This window comes from Rhodanobacter denitrificans (assembly GCF_000230695.2).
Taxonomy (GTDB): Bacteria; Pseudomonadota; Gammaproteobacteria; order Xanthomonadales; family Rhodanobacteraceae; genus Rhodanobacter; species Rhodanobacter denitrificans.
In genome coordinates this window covers 2,360,292-2,376,140 of the sequence record NC_020541.1, presented here as the reverse complement: position 1 = coordinate 2,376,140, position 15,849 = coordinate 2,360,292, and the positions used below count along the sequence as shown (strand labels likewise).

The window sequence follows — 15,849 nt, the reverse complement described above, 5'->3', positions numbered from 1 at the left end:
CTGCCGATTCGGTAAACACTGCCATGTGTCCAACTCTCTGCATCCGCCTGCTTACCACCCTGTGCTTGTTCATCGCGCTGCCATCGATAGCCAGCGAGCAGAGCACACAGACCATCGGCCAGCAACGCGAGGGCGTGCTGTTCTGGCCGCAGGCGCAGCGCGAGGCACAGTTCCGGCGGATGTACGAACGGTTTCCCAGCGACCGCGCCGCGCACGGCACGCAGGTTCACGCGCTGCCGCAGGGCAAGCCGCTGCTGCTGGGCGGGCAGGGTGCGTCGGGGCTGCTGGCCGGCTACATGGACCAGCACCACCTCGCCGGCGTGATGGTGCTGCAGCACGGCCGCGTGCGCCTGCAGCGCTACGCGCTGGGCTTCGGGCCGGCGCAGCGCTGGACGTCGTTCTCGGTCGCCAAGTCGGTCACCTCCACCTTGCTCGGGGTCGCCCTGCAGCAGGGCTATATCCGCAGCATGGACGACACGCTGGGCAGCTACATCCCGGAGCTGCGCGGCAGCGCCTATGCGGAGGTCACCGTGCAGCAGTTGCTGACGATGACCTCCGGTGTGCACTGGAACGAGGACTATGCCGATGCGAAGTCGGACGTGGCGCAGATGTACATGCACGCCTGCATCGACGGCCAGGCGCACGTGCTGTCGTACCTGAAGAAACAGCCGCGGCAGTGGCCCGCCGGCACGCACTGGAACTACAACACTGCGGAAACCGACCTGCTCGGCATCCTGGTGCAGCGGGCCACGCACCGCTCGCTGGCCGCCTACCTGTCGCAGACGATCTGGCAGCCGTACGGCATGGCCGCCGATGCGTACTGGATCAAGGACGAATGCGATGGCAGCGACACCGGCGGCAGCGGCCTGTCGGCGACGCTGGGCGACTACGCGCGGCTGGGGCAGTTCATGCTCGACGGCGGCCGCATCGCGGGCACGCCGGTGATCGCCAAGGCGTGGCTCGACGGCGCGCTGCGTCGCCAGGAAAGCGTCGATGATCCGGACCGCGGCTACGGTTATCTGTGGTGGACGGATACCGACGGCAGCTATGCCGCGATCGGCATCTTCGGCCAGATGGTCTACGTCGACCCCGCACGCCAGCTGGTGATCGCCCAGGTCGGTGCGTGGCCGCATGCGACGTCCGACGCGCTGGTCGCCGCGCGGCGCGAGTTCGTGGCCGCCGTCAAGCGGGCGGTGGATGCGGAGCGGAAGTCGTCGACGCACTGAGTCGCGTTGCGTTGCGAACCGATATGTGAGTCAGGGCCAGTGCCTGGCGTGCCGGCATCAAATATCGGACCCGTTTCGGCAACGCCTCCACCAGCAGCGAAAACGCCGGCGACGGTTGCCGCCGGCCCGGGTAGTAGAGGTGGTAGCCGGGGAAGGGCGGGCACCAGTCGGCGGGCCGATCGGCACGGCGATCATGTCCCGGGCCACCTGCTCGCCGAGGCGGATGCCGGCATCGAGGCGCTCGGCCACATGGGCGTGAAGATCGCGCATGCGATGGGCGCGCACCTGGTGGCGTTCACCACCTCGGAAAGCAAGCGCCAGGACGCGCTGGACCTGGCCGCGGACGAGGTGGTGGTTTCGCGCAACGCCGGCGAGATGAAGGCGCACGCCGGCAGCTTCGACCTCATCCTCAACACCGTCGCCGCCAGCCACTCGCTGGATGCGTATACCGCGTTGCTCAAGCGCGACGGCACCCTGGTGCTGGTCGGCGTGCCGGAGCATCCGCACCCGTCGCCAAGCATCCCCAGCCTGATCTTCAAGCGCCGGGCCATCGCCGGCTCGCTGATCGGCGGCATCGCCGAGACCCGGGAAATGCTGGATTTCTGCGCGGAGAAAGGCATCGTTGCCGACATCGAGACGATCCCGGCGCAGAAGATCGACGAGGCCTACGACCGCATGGTGAAGAGCGACGTGAAGTACCGCTTCGTGATCGACAACGCGACGCTGGCCGGCTGAGCCCACTTGCGGGGACAGAGCGGCTTCTCTCCCTCCCCTGCGCAGTAGGGGAGGGTTGGGGTGGGGTCGCTCTTCGTCAAACCAAGGCTGCCGTCAAAAGCTTCACCCCCTCCCAACCTCCCCCTGCAAGCAGGGGGAGGGGCAAGGCCGCCTCAGGCCACGAACTGCAGCCGCGCCAGCTCCGCGTACAGGCCGCCCTCGGCCAGCAGGCTCTCGTGCGTGCCCTGGGCCACGATGCGGCCGCCGTCCATCACCACGATGCGGTCGGCGCGCTGCACGGTGGCGAGGCGGTGGGCGATCACCAGGGTGGTGCGGCCCTGTTCCAGCCGCGCCAGCGCCTGCTGGATCGCCGCTTCCGATTGCGCATCGAGTGACGAGGTGGCTTCGTCCAGCAGCAACAGCGGCGCGTCGCGCAGGATCGCGCGGGCGATCGCGATGCGCTGGCGCTGGCCGCCGGACAGGCGCACGCCGCGCTCGCCCAGCTCGGCGCCATAGCCGCCGTCCAGCGCGCTGATGAACTCGTGCGCCTCGGCGGCGCGGGCGGCCTCGCGCACTTCGTCGTCGCCGGCATCCTGGCGGCCGAAGCGGATGTTGTCGGCGGCGCTGCCGGCGAAGATCACGGTTTCCTGCGGCACCAGCGCGATCGCGCCGCGCAGGCCGGCCAGGCTGGTGGCGCGCAGGTCGATGCCGTCGATGCGGATGCTGCCGCTCTGCGGGTCGTAGAAGCGCAGCAGCAGGGCGAACACCGTGCTCTTGCCGGCGCCGGACGGGCCGACCAGGGCCACCGTCTCGCCGGGGCGGACGGTCAGGGTGAAGTCGTGCAGCGCCGCCGTGTCGGGGCGCGTGGGGTAGTGGAAGGTCACGCCGTCGAAGCGCAGCTCGCCGCGCATCGGTTGCGGCAGCACCTGCGGCTGCGCGGGGTCGACGATGTCGGCGCGTTCGGCCAGCAGTTCGCCGATGCGCTCCATCGCGCCGGCCGCGCGCAGCACGTCGCCCCACACCTCGGACAGCCCGGCCACCGAGCCGGCGGCGAACACCGCGTACAGCACGAACTGGCCCAGCACGCCGGCGCCCAGGGTGCCGGCCAGCACATGGCGTGCGCCGGCCCACAGCACCAGGGTGATCGCGCCGAACACCAGCACGATCACCGCCATGGTCAGCAGCGAGCGCATGCCGATGCGCCGGCGCGCGGTGGCCAGCGCGCGGGCGATCGCGCTGCCGTAGCGGGTGCTCTCGATCTGCTCGCGCGCGTACGCCTTCACTGCGGTGGAGGCGTTCAGGGTTTCGTTGGCGATCGCGGCGGCGTCGGCGAGGCGGTCCTGGCTGGCGCGCGACAGCTTCTGCACGCGGCGGCCGAACAGCAGGATCGGCAGCATGACCGCCGGAATCACCAGCGCGGTGAGGCCGGCCAGCGACGGCGCGGTCCACACCATCGCCACCGCCGCGCCCACCAGCATCACCGCGCTGCGCAGCGCCACCGACACGCCGGAGCCGATCAGCGCCTGCACCACCTCGGTGTCGGCGCTCAGCCGCGACAGCAGCTCGCCCACGCGGCTCTTCTCGAAGAAGCCCACGTCGAGGCGGATCACGTGCGCGTACAGCGTCTGCCGCAGCGAAGCCAGCGCGCGCTCGCTCAGCAGGGTGATGCAGAAGTAGCGCGCGGCGGTGGCGAAGGCCAGCACCAGCGCCACGCCGAACAGGGCGATGAAGGTCTGGTTGATCACCGCCTGGCTGGAGTGGCCGAAGCCCTGGTCGATGATGTGGCGGAACGCCATCGGCAGCACCAGCGAGGCGCCGGAGGACAGCGCCAGGAACAGCAGCCAGCCGAGCGCCAGCGCGCGGTGCGGTTTCAGGAACGGCCACAGTTCGCGCAGCGCGCCGATGCGGTGGGCGGGGCGGGACGTGTCGGTAGGGGCGTCGCTCATGGGTTCTCACCGGCGGATCGAAGATGGACGCGGGCCCGCACACGGGCGATCCGTTCTAAGGTGGGGCGGGTTGCCGTCGATTCAATCCGCGGCCGTGGTTTTCAAGTATTCAACCGGCCCTGACGCGCTCCTACAGGCGTTTCGCGGTGCTGCGTCCGCGGCTGATGTCGCTGACGCGCAGTTGGGCTTCGTCGACCCGGCTGTCCGGCAGGCACAGTTGCAGTTCCACGCCGTCGGCACCGAACGTTTCGTGTTCGACCTCGGCCTGCAAGTCTTTCAGGCGCGCCTTGAGCAGCGCCAGCTCGGCGAAATCGCAGCGCAGGCCCAGCCGCGCCATCGCCACGATCGGCACGCGCTCGGCGCGGCGCAGGCATTCCGCCGCGGTGCCGCCGTAGGCGCGCACCAGTCCGCCGGCGCCGAGCTTGATGCCGCCGTACCAGCGCGTCACCAGCACCGCGACGCGATCCATCTGCTGGCCCTCGATCGCCTGCAGGATCGGCCGGCCGGCGGTGCCGCCGGGTTCGCCGTCGTCGTTGAAACGGTAGTCCTGGCCGATGCGGTACGCCCAGCAGTTGTGCGTGGCGGTGGGGTCGCCCGCCTCGCGCACGAACGCCAGCGCCTGCTCGGGCGAATCCACCGGTACGGCCAGCGCGAGGAAGCGGCTCTTCCTGATCTCTTCCTGGTGACGGCACGGCTGGGCCAGCGTGGACAGCGTTCCGCTCATGGCTCGAGCGGTTTCGCGCGCAGCGCCTTGCGGCGTTCCACGGCAGCGCCGGGGCGGGCCTGTTCCGGCGCGGCCCCATCGGGCTGCCGTTCGCCCGGCATGCCGGGCTCCTGCGGCGGCCGCGGGGTGGTCATGCGGAAAGCGGACCGCGCATGCCGCGCGGCAGGAAGTGGCGCGGCGAGGTTGTCGGCCTGTATCGGCATCGTATCGGGAGTGGCCGCAGCATCCATGGGTGGCGAGGTTAAGGCAAATCGCCGGGCAGCGGGTAGCAGGCGCGCGCCGGGCCGCCGGCCGGCTTCACCGGGTACGCCGGGCCGGTGCGGTAGCATGGCGTCCCCCGCAGGACCGACCGAACCCCATGATCAACAACGACGTATTGCGCGCCATCCGCTACATGCTCGACCTCAGCGACGGCAGGGTGGTGGACATCATCCACCTGGCGGATGCGGCCTCGCCGATCGGCAAGGAAGACGTGCAGGCGTTCCTGAAGAAGGATGACGAACCCGGCTACGCCGAGTGCAGCAACAAGGTGCTGGCGCTGTTCCTCGACGGCCTGGTCTTCCACCGCCGCGGCAAGGACGAGAGCCGGCCGCCGCGCCCGCCGGAAAAGCGCGTCACCAACAACGTGGTACTGAAGAAGCTGCGCGTGGCGTTCGAGCTGAAGGACGTGGACATGCACGAGCTCCTCGAGGCCGCTGGTTTCCCGATCTCCAAGCCGGAGCTCAGCGCGCTGTTCCGCCAGAGCGACCACAAGAACTTCAGGCTGTGCGGCGACCAGCTGCTGCGCAATTTCCTGAAGGGGCTGACGATGAAGGTGCGCGGCAACGACTGAGCGGTTGGCGGAGGTGCGCCTGCCGTCACGCCCTTCCACCCGATGGGCGTGCGAGCGGAGCCGGAGGAGGGCGGGAGTTCGCCGCGGAACTCCCGCCTGCCCGCTTACTGCGCCTTCACGCTGACGTCGTCGATCACGAACGAGGTCTGGTTGGAACTGTCTTCCACGCCGTAGAAATTGATCTGGATGGTCTGGCCGATGTAGGCCGACAGATCCACGGCATGCTCGACGTAGCCACTGGCCGCGTTGAGGTTCGACCAGGTTGCCAGCGTCACGTACTTGCCGGCCGAGGTGATCACCTGCGCGCTGAGCTTATCGTAGGCCGTGCTGGTCGTGGTCTCGGCGGTGTCGATGTGCATGTAGAAGTCCAGCGTGGCCTTGGTCGCCGTCGCCGGGATGGTGATCTGCTGGCGCACGTAGTCCGTGTGCGCGCTGCCATAGCCGTCCAGCCAGGCCTTGTAGCTGCCGGTATGGGCCGCTTCGCCGCTGGCGTTGGTGATGACCCCGCTGGTCTGTGTCCACGGCGTGGTGCCGTTCTCGAAGCTGTTGTTCTTCACCAGCTCGGCGGCGGTGCCGCCGTTGGAAATGCTGAAGCTGACCGTGCTGCTGGTGCCGATGTTGCCGGCGGCGTCATAGGCCTTGGCCACCAGGTTGTGGCTGCCATTGGCCAGCGTGGTGGAATCCAGCGTGGCCTGGTAGGGCGCGGCGGTCGAGGTTGCCTTCAGCGCATTGTCGACATAGAACTCCACCTTGGTCACGCCCACGTTGTCGCTGGCATTGGCCGACAAGGTGATGGTGCCCGAGTTGCCGCTCTCCGACGCAGACACCGTCGGCGGCGTGGTGTCGACACCGGTGCTGTTGGACACGCTGAAGCTGACCGTGCTGCTGGTGCCGACGTTGCCGGCCGCGTCGTAGGCCTTGGCCACCAGGCTGTGCGTGCCGTTGCCCAGCGTGGTGGAATCCAGCGTGGCCGTGTACGGTGTGGCGGTGTCCGTGGCCACCAGCGCGTTGTCCACGTAGAACTCCACCCTGGTCACGCCCACGTTGTCGCTGGCGCTGGCCGACAGCGTGATGGTGCCCGAAGTGCCGCTCTCCGACGCGCTCACCGTCGGCGGGGTGGTGTCGCCGCCCCCCGCGCCCTGGGTGACCCATACCGGCGCCGACCACAGCTGCTTGCCGTCCTCCTGGGTGACCTTGGCGTAGTAGAAGTGGTCGCCGTTGGCCGGCGTGATGGTGGTGGTGGCGGTGCTCGAGGTGGCGGTCACCGCGCCGTTGCCGCCGGGCACGCCTTCGAAAACCTGCACGCGCTGTGCGGTGTGGCCGGCGCTGCTGGCGTAGTTGACGGCAAGCGTCAGCGGACCGCTGTTGCCGAAGCGCTCGCCCATCACATGGCCGTTCGCCGTCAGCACGATCTGGCCGGTCTTGTCCTCGGTGGCGTATGTGCGGCGCGCGCGCACCGCGTCGAGGAAGCTGGCGAGGCTGAGCGCCGTGCCGCTGGGAATCAGCACGCCGGTGCGGTTGGTGTAGCTGGCTCCCCAGTTGGCGCAGTGGTTGTCCTGGTCGGAGCTCGGCGCCACGTGGAAGCCGCGCGCGAGCAGGATGTTGAACGCCGCCTCGTAGCTGGTACGGCTGGTTTCGGTCTCGGTGGTGTTGGTGGAGAACGCCGAGCTGTTGAGCACCTCGGCCAGCGCCATCACGGTGTCGCCGTCGGCGCTGTAGGCGAGATCCGTGCCGCCGATGTTGAACTGGCCGGTGCTGGCGGGATGGTTGAACTGCCCCACCCAGCCGTTCGCCTTCATCAGCGCGTACAGCGAGCCGTAGTCGCTCTTGGCAGTGAACACGTCGCCGATCAGCTGGTTGGAGCTGTTGTATTCCCACTCCAGCAGGCTCGGCGTGTTGAAGATGTTGAGGTGGCCGCCGTTGCTGATGACGCCCCACTCCAGGCCGTAGATCGCTAGGAAATTCGCGTGCGCGGCGTTGAACGTGCTGGCCGCCTGCAGGCCGGACTGGTAGAGGTTGTGCGCCGTGGTCGGGCTGGCCGAGGTGTTGGTGCCGGTCGAGCCGTCGTACATGTGGTTGTGCTCGGACGTCATCAGGATGTCCAGGCCGTCGTTCAGGGCGTACTGGTAGGCGTCCGACGGGCCATAGGCGCCGCTCTGCGGGTTCTGCGCGCCGACACAAGTGGAGAGCACGCCGCCCCCGTCGCTGTGGTTGGTCTGGCTGTGCAGGTTGCCGAAGTAGATGGTGTACGGCAGGCCGCCGGTGCTCGTCGCCGACATCGGCGACAGGGCCGTGGTGGTGCCGTTGTGCTGGCGCAGGGCCTGGAAGTGCGGCATGACGGGTGCAGCGACGGCGCCCACCAGCACGTCGTAGCGTTGCTCCTCGACCAGCTCCGGTGCCCGCTGTTGCGCCAGCGTCAGCGCCTGGCCGGGCAGGCCGCTGCCGATGCGCGCGACCGTGGCGCCGTCCAGCGCCACGGCGCGCAGCCGTACCGTGACATAGCCGCTGGGTACGGCCTGGCCGTTGCGGCCCAGCCCGTCCCAGAGCACCTTGGCCTGCGTGCTGCCGGTGCCGAGCGCGCTGTGTCCCTGCCACGCACGCAGCTCGCTGCCATCGTGGCCGAGCAGGGCGACCTCCCACGCCACCTGTGTTCCCGGCGTCGCCCCTGGATAGGAGAAGTGCATCGTCACGGGACGCGCGCCGGCGCTGCGGAACGGCACTTGCAGCGTGGCGTCGAATTCCTCGTGGTCGGGCAGACTGCCGGCGAATGCCGGAACGGCAACGACTGCGCAGGCGAGCAGCAAGCCGCCAGCGATCCTGGTTTTCCAGTTCATTGATTAGTGTCCCCGGTTGAGTGGGTCGAGCAAGAGCCCCCCGGCCATCGTCTCGACCCGCCATTTATCCCAGCGCCAGATGACAAGCATGGGACCGCCGGGGCACCAGTTTCTGACCGGGTGCTCAGAATCACCACGAGGTGGTCGAAGATTTTGCGGAGAGGCGTTCGAGCGGGAGGGTGCCCATCCGTTTTCCGGAATGCTCCCTTGCGGATGCGGATGCGGCTGGTTGATGCAACGTGTGGGGGCCTGCCTGGCGGCGGCAATCCCGGCCTCCATGCATCACCCGCGAGCCGTGCCGCGCATTGCTGCCAGACACGATCGGCAACGGCGACGGCGAGACGATCCGCGGGGTGGGTTTCACCGGGGTCTTCGAGCATCATGGACAAGGTCTTTCGCCGGGGCTGCACGCATGTCATCACGTTCCACCGTTGCTCCGCTCGCGCTCGCGGTCGGCATGCTGCTGGTCAGCATGGTCTCGTACCAGTGCGGTGCGTCGCTGGCCAAGCACCTGTTTCCGCTGGTCGGCGCGCAAGGCGCCACCGCCTACCGGCTGGGGCTCAGCGCGCTGCTCCTGCTGCTGTGGCGGCGGCCGTGGCGCCACGCTGGCCGGCGCGACTGGCGCGTGTTGTGGGGCTACGGCCTCGCGATGGGGGCGATGAACCTGGTGTTCTACCTGTCGCTGCGCACGATCCCGCTGGGCATCGCGGTGGCGCTGGAATTCACCGGGCCGCTGGCGCTGGCGCTGTTCGGTTCGCGCCGGTGGCTCGACTTCGTCTGGATCGCGTTGGTGGTGGCCGGGCTGGCGCTGTTGCTGCCGTTGCGCGGGCAGCTGCATGCGCTCGATCCGGCGGGCGTGATGTACGCGCTGGCGGCCGGCGCGGGCTGGGCCTTGTACATCGTGCTGGGGAAGAAGGCGGGCGCCACGCATGGCGCGGACGCAGTGACGCTGGGCACCTCGATCGGTGCCCTGCTGGCGATCCCGTTCGGCATCGCGCATGCAGGCAGCGCGCTGTTGTCGCCGGCGCTGCTGCCGTATGCGCTCGGCGTGGCCGTGCTCAGCTCGGCGCTGCCGTATTCGCTGGAGATGGTGGCGCTGACCCGCCTGCCGGCGCGCACGTTCAGCACCTTGCTGAGCCTGGAGCCGGCCATCGCGGCGGTCGCCGGCGTGGCGCTGCTGGGCGAACGGCTCAGCCTGCTGCAGTGGCTGGCCATCGCGACGATCATCGTGGCGGCGGCAGGTACCGCGCTGAGCGTGCAGCGGCCGGCGTTGGCGGAGCCGCTGGCGAACTGAGTGCCGCTGCAGCCGGCTCCTTTTGGCAAATGCCGGTGTGGTGGCGCGAGAACTGGCCGACTGCCGCAGCAGCGCTACGCACCTTGGACGGCGGCGAGGATGCGCCCCGCAAACTCCGAGAACATGTTGCGCAGGCTGGTCGCCTTTGACAGTGCCCGGTGCGTGTCCTTGCCGGTAGGGGTCAGCTCCAGCGCTGCCGCGCTGTAGAGCTGGCGTTCCACCAGTCGTTCGCAAAGGATTTGATACCTACGGGCGTACGAGGCGTCGCGGAACTCCTCGAATACGGGGAAGTGCGGCTCGTCGCAGCGTACGGACCGCATGGAGGCATCGCATTCTTCAAGCAGCATCAGCCACGCCAGAAATGGCGGGCGCGGATCCGACTGGATCACCGGGTTCAACAGTGCCGACGAGTATTCGCGCACTTCGCTCCGGCTTCTGGGCAGGCCGCCATAGGCGCCATGGTGGTGCGCCACCCAAAGATCGGCTGCCGATCCGATGACCTCTTCACTTCGGTTGTTGAAGTTGTTTCCGAAAGAACCGACCTGCGACTTGAACTCGAATACGCCGAGCAATCTCTTCTCGTGAACCACCAGCACGTCCAGCTCTTGGTGGCGCGAAAGAAGCCGGGAAGTATCACCGCCGACTTGCGCACGTGCACGGCATCGCCAGCCAGACCGCAGTGCGTCACGACCGCACGCACGACTTCGATGAAGCCGTCCATGTTCTTGCCGCCAACGACCGCCGCACGACCGCCCTCATGCTCCGCGTTGAGGGAGCCGCTGTTGCGTGAATGCCAGAAAACGTGAACCGCATGGCGGGTGAGTTCGTCGAACGATGGGGGAAGCAGACTGATGGTCACTGGAGCGATCCTTTTCCCACGCGTGCGGCATCGGCGATCTGGCGCATCCGCAGCGCTTCCGCGCTGCTCAGTCCGTACAGCTCGAATATGGGGGCGTCGACTTCGTCCTGGTCCTTCGTCGCGGCTGCGGCGATCAGGCGGTCGCGCATGCGCTCATCGACGTTGCGCCAACGGGGAAGGCGGATCCTGCGCAGATACTGCGCCTGGAATCGCAGGAAACCCCCGGCCATGCGTGTGCAATAGGTCGCCACCACCATCAACGTCAACGATGAACGGAGTACGGCTTGAAGCGCTCGCAGATCCCACTCGCCTGAAGTGATGAAGTAGAGGTTGTGGTGCGGGTAATAGCGACCTTCATCCATGACGAAGACACCTTCGCCCTTGATGTCCGGCACCAGCAGTTTCGGGGTTTCCAGCAGGCCCGGCTGGATGCGGTCGATCGTCCGGTACCAGCCGCCGGGGTTGCGCTGTGCGACGTGGCGCCCTGCCACGCTGTCGCGATGCGTGTCGAGGTAGTGCTTGAAGCGCGGGAAGGATTCGAGCGGAACCAGTTGCCCCGTTTCGTCGAACGGGTTCAGTACTGCCTTGCCGCCCCAGCGGATACTGCCGTCCACCAGGTCGCGGGCCATGACCAGCGGCAATTTGCGCTCTGCTTCGACCGGCAGGGCGTCCATGGCATCGATGAACACGCGATCGCAGCCGGTCGCCACGCCGATGCCGACCTTGCAGCCGGCCTGCTCGAGCGTCGGGAGTTCGTGCTCCATGCGACGAAGCAGCACGAGCCGGGGAATGTCGTCGAGCAGCAGCGGGGCAGGGCCCATGCTGTCCAGCTTGAATTCCGCGACGTGTTCGGAACCGTGAGCGTCGAGCAGGGCATCGACCAGCACGGGCAGTGACGTGGCAGCGCCGGCGGCAACGGCGCGGGTGGCCTGTCGGCCGGTGGATTCCGGGGCGGCGCGCTGGAAAATGGTGATAGCGGGATAGGCGATGACTTCCGAATGGAAGGCATCGGTGCTTTCCATGTCGATGAAATATTTCAGCCAGTAGCCGTTCGTGACCTTCTCGCGAAGCGGGCCGCCGTAGCGGTTCTTGAGCCAGCGATTGGCGCAGATATAGCCGAGCACGCCCTCGTCGCCAAGCAGGTCGAGAGCGCGTTCGAAAAACGGCACGTACAAGTCGGCGCGGTCGTAGAGCGTGTGGAAACGACGCCGGTATTCGTTCAGCAGTGCGGCGGGAATCCGTTCCTGGCGGACGTAGGGTGGATTGCCGACGACAAAGTCGAATGGTCCGTTCAGTGGCGCCAGCAGGAAGTCGTCGCGGATCAGCCACGACGCGCACAGCGCATCCGCATCGCGTGGGCTGAGGCCTTGTTGCCGGAGCAGGGCGACAAGCCGCTGGGCAGTCAGGTCGAATGTGGCCTGATGCAGTTCCACGGCGATGATCGCATCGCGCAATTCTTCCGGGGCTGTCGCCGGCGTGCCACCGTCGCGTACGAAAGCCGACCACAGGCGATGCACGACACGGAGCAAGAAGTCGCCGGCTCCAAACGAAGGCTCCAGCAACCGCAGCCGATGCAATGGCCGATCCGAACGGTAGCCGGCAAGGTCAAGGATGGCATCGACCACTTCCGGACGGGTGAAAACGGCACCGCGATCCGTTTCATCGTGCCGGGCCATGTGTGAGATGGCAGCCTCTATCTCAGGGGCTCTTGCGGCGTGATCGAAGAGGTCGAGCGAAAGATTCATGGATGCCATGGTGCCGAGGTGGCCAGGAGGTGTCCAGCGTGAATGGCAGCCGATCCACGCCCCTTCAACGAATACCGTTCCAGCCCTTGATTGACAAGGGTTTCAGTGTCCGCTGCCATCCTGCGTATTCACCGTCGCCTTGCGCTCCTGCTTGCCCCAGCCCACCGACGGTCCCTTGATGGCGGTCCAGACCGAGCGCACCACCACGTAGTACATCAGCTGGCGGTAGCCGAAGCGCTGCAGGACCAGCCACCACAGCAGGCTCCATTTCTCCTTCTTCTCCATCACGAAGGCGAGCGCCGAGGCGCCCAGGTCGACCGCCATGAAGGCGGCGTAGAACGCCAGCATGCGCAGCAGGTTGGTGTCGTCGAACTGGGCGCGGTGCTGCAGGTAGTCCATGCCGGTGCTGACGATCTGCCAGACCAGCACCAGGTCGACCAGCGGCGACACCACCGAGAACAGGATCTGGAACAACCACACCTGCGGCAAGGCCACCATGCCGAGCGCGCCGTAGCGCGGATTGAAGGTGGTGTCGCGGTGCTTCCACAGGCATTGCAAGGTGCCGTAGGCCCAGCGGAAACGCTGGCGGGCGAGGCCGCGGGCGGTATCGGGCGCTTCGGTCCAGGCGATCGCCTCGGCATCGAACAGGGTGTGGTAGCCGGCTTTCTGCACCGCGATGGTCAGGTCCTGGTCTTCGGCCAGGGTGTCGGCGGGGAAACCGCCGAGTCGCTCCAGCGCCTCGCGCCGCCAGGCGCCGACGGCGCCCGGCACCACGGTGATGGCGCCCAGTGCGGCCAGTGCGCGGCGTTCGAGATTCTGCGCGGTGATGTACTCCAGCGCCTGCCACAGCGTGATCAGGTTGATGCGGTTGCCGACCTTGGCGTTGCCGGCCACGGCGCCGACCTTAGGGTCGGCGAACCAGCGCACCAGCCGCGAGATGGTGTGCGGCTCGAACTGGGTGTCGGCGTCCAGCGCCACCACCACCGTGCCGTTCGATTCGCGCAGCGCGGTGTTGACGGCGTGCGCCTTGCCGCCGTTGGGGATGCTGATCAGCCGCACGCGCGGCTCGGCGGCGTAGTGCTCGCGCACCACTGTGGAAGTGCCGTCGGTGGAGCCGTCGTCGACCACGATCACCTCGAGATTGGCGTAGCGGCTCTTGAGGATGCGGCGGATCGAGCTGGCGATCACCTTCGCCTCGTTGTAGGCGGGGATCAGCACCGAGACCAGCGGCGGATCGTCCGGCAGGGTCGGCGGCGCGCGCCGGCGCTCCTGCCAGCGGTTGACCAGCGCCAGCACGCCGAGTAGCAGCAGGCGGGCCACGCCCAGCGCGATCGTGGTGGTCAGCAGCCAGTTGATCAGGTGGCCGAACCAGCCCAGCGCAAGGAACACCGAGCGGTCGGCCCAGCGCGACAGCGAGCCGGGCGGCAGTGGCGGCATGCTCTGCTCGCGGGTGAGCCCGGCCAGCTCAGACACGGTGACGAAGTCGTAGCCCCGCGCGCGCAGGCCGTCGATGATGCGCGGCAGCGCCGCGATGGTCTGCGAGCGCTCGCCGCCGGCGTCGTGCAGCAGCACCACCTGGCCGGTGCGCTCGGAGTTGCTGGCGGCGACCTGGCCCAGCACGTTGTCGACGATCTTGTCGACGCCCGGGCGTTGCCAGTCCTCCGAGTCGACGTGCAGACCGACCGAGATGTAGCCCATCTTCTGGGCGATCCCGATCGGCACTAGCTCGTCGGCGGTGGTCGGCTCGGCGTCGCCGAAGTAGGGTGCGCGGAACAGCCGCATCGAGCGGCCGGTGAGCGCCTCGAACAGGCGTTGGGTGGCGTTGAGCTCCAGCGACACGATGCCGGGCGGGGTGTCGCCGAGGTTGGGGTGGGTGAAGGTGTGGTTGCCGACGTCGTGGCCTTCGGCCACCTCGCGCTGCACCAGTTTCGGCGACATCTCGGCGCTGGCGCCGATGATGAAGAACGTCGCCGGCACGTGCTTCGCCTTGAGGATGTCGAGGATCTGCGGCGTCCACTGCGCGTCCGGGCCGTCGTCGAAGGTCAGCGCGATCTTGTGCGGCAGCGTGCCGGCGCGGCGGATCACGTAGGAACTGGGCAGCGCGCTGTAGTTTTCGTCGTCGATGCTGCCGTCGTTCTTGTCCATCTCGATGCTGCGCGCGCCGGGCGACGGCTGCGCGGCGATCTCCAGCACTTCGCCCTGGCCCTGGATGTCGATGTCCTCGCCCTGGCCGATCGTGCGCAGCGCGTCGGGTGCGGCGGCGCCGTAGGGGCGGCCCAGTACCGACCACACCGACGGGTCCTCCGAACCCAGCCGCCACAGCGAGTAGCCGTAGGGCCGGTAGTCGTCGGCGGCGTGGATCTGGTTGAAGGCGGTGACGCCGTCGAGGAACCAGACCTGGTGCGTGCTGCCATCGTCCTCGCCGTAGGAGAAAGTCGGGTTCTGCGTGTCCGGGTCGAACGTGATCACCGCCTGCGCGTCGCTGGCGCGGTCCATCGCGTCCTGGAAGGTCAGCGCCTCGGCGTTCTGCCCGTGCGACCAGTCGTAGCCGTAGCTACCGATCGCCACGATCACCTGGTTGGGGTCGAGCACCTTCATGCGCTGGTCGAGCGTGTCCTCGAACCAATCCTGGGCGGCGACGCTGCCGGGGTCCTTGCCGGCCCAGTGCTGGTCGTAGGCCATCAGCAGTTCGAAATCCACGATGTCGGCGTAGCCGGCGTAATCCCAGTCGGCGTCGTCGAACGGCACCGACAGCACGATGCCCCAGCCGTGGGGATCGAACGCGTCGTTGAGCTCGCTGAGGAAGGCCTTCAGGTCCTTCTGCGAGGCGGCGGGCACGTCCTCGAAGTCGATGGTCACGCCCTGGAAGTGGTTGGCGTCGAGGAAGGCGACGATCTGCGCGATGCGCGCATGGCGCACCGCCGGGTCGGCCAGCATGCGCGCCAGGCCGGGGCCGTCCCAGGCCATGTTCACCATGTTCTGCAGCAGCGGCAGGATCGGCGTGGACGGCTTCTGCGCGCGGATCAACTTCAGTGCCTTGGCATCGATGTCGGTGTGCAGCGCCATGTCCGGGCCGGAAACATGCATCCACGAGGGAATGACCCAGTCCAGCGTGGGCAAGGCGCGTTTCAGCGAGGGGTAGCTGCTTTCGTCCCAGTTGACGTAGAAGCCGATCGCCAGCGGCCGGCCGGCCGGCTTGTCCAGCGACGGCGGCGGCACGTGCGCGGATGTCTTGCCGGCGTGGGTGCGCGGCGGATGCAGCAGCTTCTGCCGGGCGCGGACCTCGGCGGCCAGCCGCGCCGCCGGCTTCAGCAGTTCGGGCGCCGCCGCCTTCACGTTGGCCAGCGCGTGCCGGGTACGGTTGTGCTCGCCGATATGCAGGCCGCTCATGCTGGGCCACACGAACAGGCTGGCCGCGCAGGCCACCACGAACAGCGTGCTGATCACCGCGGCGGCCAGCGCCAGCCGCGAGACATGGCTGGCCCGCCGGCCGGTGGGGTCGAAGAAGATCGGTTTCTTTTGCATGCTGGGGTCGGTTCGGCGAACGCTGTGTTGCGCGGCTCTGCGTGGGTCCCGGCGCCGTCTTGGCTGGGCGCGGCGCCGGGATGCGCAGTATCGCCGATGCGGAGCCTGCCACGCGGCTGACCGGCAAGGACGGTCAGCCGGCGTTGCCCA

At 68.1% G+C, this 15,849-nt stretch carries 9 protein-coding genes and 4 pseudogenes; 4 read left to right on the top strand and 9 right to left on the bottom strand.

Annotation, left to right across the window (positions count from 1 at the left end):
• The first annotated feature begins 23 nt into the window (after nt 1–23).
• Entirely contained in the window at nt 24–1,226 is a 1,203-nt protein-coding gene (locus R2APBS1_RS10770) for a serine hydrolase domain-containing protein (protein ID WP_015447977.1), read from the top strand.
• A 79-nt stretch (nt 1,227–1,305) separates the two neighbouring features.
• Here the strand turns inward: R2APBS1_RS10770 and R2APBS1_RS20705 are convergent.
• Nucleotides 1,306–1,395, bottom strand: a pseudogene (locus R2APBS1_RS20705) (LysR family transcriptional regulator); the annotation flags it as partial.
• Nucleotides 1,383–1,475 (bottom strand): annotated as a pseudogene (locus R2APBS1_RS20700) (LysR family transcriptional regulator); the annotation flags it as partial. The pseudogenes R2APBS1_RS20705 and R2APBS1_RS20700, both read right to left, overlap by 13 nt.
• Here R2APBS1_RS20700 and R2APBS1_RS10765 point away from each other — a divergent pair.
• Nucleotides 1,455–1,961: pseudogene (locus R2APBS1_RS10765) on the top strand (zinc-binding dehydrogenase); the annotation flags it as partial. The pseudogenes R2APBS1_RS20700 and R2APBS1_RS10765 overlap by 21 nt on opposite strands.
• 152 nt (nt 1,962–2,113) lie before the next feature.
• Here R2APBS1_RS10765 and R2APBS1_RS10760 read toward each other — a convergent pair.
• From R2APBS1_RS10760 to R2APBS1_RS20435, 3 genes are all read right to left on the bottom strand, one after another.
• Nucleotides 2,114–3,886, bottom strand: a complete 1,773-nt coding sequence (locus tag R2APBS1_RS10760; RefSeq protein ID WP_015447976.1) for an ABC transporter transmembrane domain-containing protein — start codon at nt 3,884–3,886, stop codon at nt 2,114–2,116.
• A 130-nt stretch (nt 3,887–4,016) separates the two neighbouring features.
• A complete protein-coding gene (locus tag R2APBS1_RS10755) occupies nt 4,017–4,610 on the bottom strand; it encodes an IMPACT family protein (protein ID WP_015447975.1) in 594 nt (197 codons plus the stop codon).
• Nucleotides 4,607–4,840: a hypothetical protein gene (locus tag R2APBS1_RS20435; RefSeq protein ID WP_217154264.1), complete on the bottom strand. Its 234-nt coding sequence runs from the start codon at nt 4,838–4,840 to the stop codon at nt 4,607–4,609. The genes R2APBS1_RS10755 and R2APBS1_RS20435 overlap by 4 nt, the downstream gene beginning before the upstream one ends.
• Nucleotides 4,841–4,968: 128 nt before the next feature.
• Here R2APBS1_RS20435 and R2APBS1_RS10750 point away from each other — a divergent pair, with 128 nt between their 5' ends.
• The gene (locus tag R2APBS1_RS10750; RefSeq protein WP_015447973.1) at nt 4,969–5,442 is read left to right on the top strand and encodes a YehS family protein; all 474 of its coding nucleotides are present in this window, start codon (nt 4,969–4,971) and stop codon (nt 5,440–5,442) included.
• 104 nt (nt 5,443–5,546) lie between these two features.
• Here the strand turns inward: R2APBS1_RS10750 and R2APBS1_RS10745 are convergent, their stop codons facing one another.
• Nucleotides 5,547–8,276: an Ig-like domain-containing protein gene (locus R2APBS1_RS10745; RefSeq protein ID WP_015447972.1), complete on the bottom strand. Its 2,730-nt coding sequence runs from the start codon at nt 8,274–8,276 to the stop codon at nt 5,547–5,549.
• A gap of 412 nt (nt 8,277–8,688) precedes the next feature.
• Here R2APBS1_RS10745 and R2APBS1_RS10740 point away from each other — a divergent pair, with 412 nt between their 5' ends.
• Complete coding sequence (locus R2APBS1_RS10740) at nt 8,689–9,570, top strand: EamA family transporter (protein WP_015447971.1); 882 nt, start codon at nt 8,689–8,691, stop codon at nt 9,568–9,570.
• Nucleotides 9,571–9,644: 74 nt separating this feature from the next.
• On the opposite strand, the pseudogene R2APBS1_RS20550 reads toward R2APBS1_RS10740, so the two are convergent.
• The 3 genes and pseudogenes from R2APBS1_RS20550 to R2APBS1_RS10725 form a co-directional block, all read right to left on the bottom strand.
• Nucleotides 9,645–10,291, bottom strand: a pseudogene (locus R2APBS1_RS20550) (PaeR7I family type II restriction endonuclease).
• A 134-nt stretch (nt 10,292–10,425) separates the two neighbouring features.
• The gene (locus tag R2APBS1_RS10730; RefSeq protein ID WP_015447970.1) at nt 10,426–12,174 is read right to left on the bottom strand and encodes an Eco57I restriction-modification methylase domain-containing protein; all 1,749 of its coding nucleotides are present in this window, start codon (nt 12,172–12,174) and stop codon (nt 10,426–10,428) included.
• 102 nt (nt 12,175–12,276) lie between these two features.
• On the bottom strand, nt 12,277–15,699 hold the full coding sequence (locus R2APBS1_RS10725; protein WP_015447969.1) for a trifunctional glycoside hydrolase family 18/polysaccharide deacetylase/glycosyltransferase family 2 protein: 3,423 nt from the start codon (nt 15,697–15,699) through the stop codon (nt 12,277–12,279).
• Nucleotides 15,700–15,849 lie beyond the last annotated feature (150 nt).

What these genes read in the sequence shown, in the direction of transcription:
- R2APBS1_RS10770 (WP_015447977.1), top strand. Translation starts at nt 24, where the DNA reads ATGTGTCCAACTCTCTGCATCCGCCTGCTTACCACCCTGTGCTTGTTC.
- R2APBS1_RS10760 (WP_015447976.1), bottom strand. Translation starts at nt 3,886, where the DNA reads ATGAGCGACGCCCCTACCGACACGTCCCGCCCCGCCCACCGCATCGGC.
- R2APBS1_RS10755 (WP_015447975.1), bottom strand. Translation starts at nt 4,610, where the DNA reads ATGAGCGGAACGCTGTCCACGCTGGCCCAGCCGTGCCGTCACCAGGAA.
- R2APBS1_RS20435 (WP_217154264.1), bottom strand. Translation starts at nt 4,840, where the DNA reads ATGGATGCTGCGGCCACTCCCGATACGATGCCGATACAGGCCGACAAC.
- R2APBS1_RS10750 (WP_015447973.1), top strand. Translation starts at nt 4,969, where the DNA reads ATGATCAACAACGACGTATTGCGCGCCATCCGCTACATGCTCGACCTC.
- R2APBS1_RS10745 (WP_015447972.1), bottom strand. Translation starts at nt 8,276, where the DNA reads ATGAACTGGAAAACCAGGATCGCTGGCGGCTTGCTGCTCGCCTGCGCA.
- R2APBS1_RS10740 (WP_015447971.1), top strand. Translation starts at nt 8,689, where the DNA reads ATGTCATCACGTTCCACCGTTGCTCCGCTCGCGCTCGCGGTCGGCATG.
- R2APBS1_RS10730 (WP_015447970.1), bottom strand. Translation starts at nt 12,174, where the DNA reads ATGAATCTTTCGCTCGACCTCTTCGATCACGCCGCAAGAGCCCCTGAG.
- R2APBS1_RS10725 (WP_015447969.1), bottom strand. Translation starts at nt 15,699, where the DNA reads ATGCAAAAGAAACCGATCTTCTTCGACCCCACCGGCCGGCGGGCCAGC.